General features: G+C 45.0%; 1 protein-coding gene. It reads right to left on the bottom strand.

Translation table 11 applies throughout. The features are described 5' to 3' along the window. A partial coding sequence (locus ACRCJ0_RS18740; protein WP_431391708.1) for a polysaccharide biosynthesis C-terminal domain-containing protein occupies nucleotides 1-573 on the bottom strand: 573 nt, incomplete at both ends.

The following is a 573-nucleotide window of genomic DNA, read 5'->3' as shown; positions in this document are numbered from 1 at the left end:
ATCCATCAACCGTTCCGGCGCTATCCCTAAAACTTGGTGCCATAAGTAAGCTAAGGTAAAGTTCACCGCAACCATTAAAACAGCTAGTAATCCTGCTTTAAAGGCTACTCGCCCCCATTTAACCAGACGTACTTCCTTAGGCAAGGTCCAATTTAGGTAAATGATCATAGCTACTAAACCTAAATTGGTCGCCCAGGCGGCGCCTGCTGTATCGAGAAAATCAACTAAACTCGCTGTAAATATCCCTTTAACCAGCATGCCGACCATAAAGGCAATACCTGCTTTATACCACTGCCCTTGGGCTTGGAGAATATTATCTTGTCCTAATACGAGGCTGGCGAAGATAACCATCATCACATAAACCATTAAGACCTCAGAGCCAGCAGAACTAGCAAATAGGAAATGGTTTAATTGAGGCATGATTGATATCAATCCGCCCGTAATGATAGTGGCGAGAAAGAGGGTCACCCGCAGGTATTGTCTGCTGACAATTTCAAATTCGCCAGCTTGCTTGCGGTCACCCTTTTTCATTAAAGCAAGGGCGGGTAAGAATGAAGTGGCAAGTGATGTGGC

It is taken from the genome of Aerococcus sp. L_32, from assembly GCF_050689315.1.
This window is presented reverse-complemented; position numbering and strand designations above follow the sequence as displayed.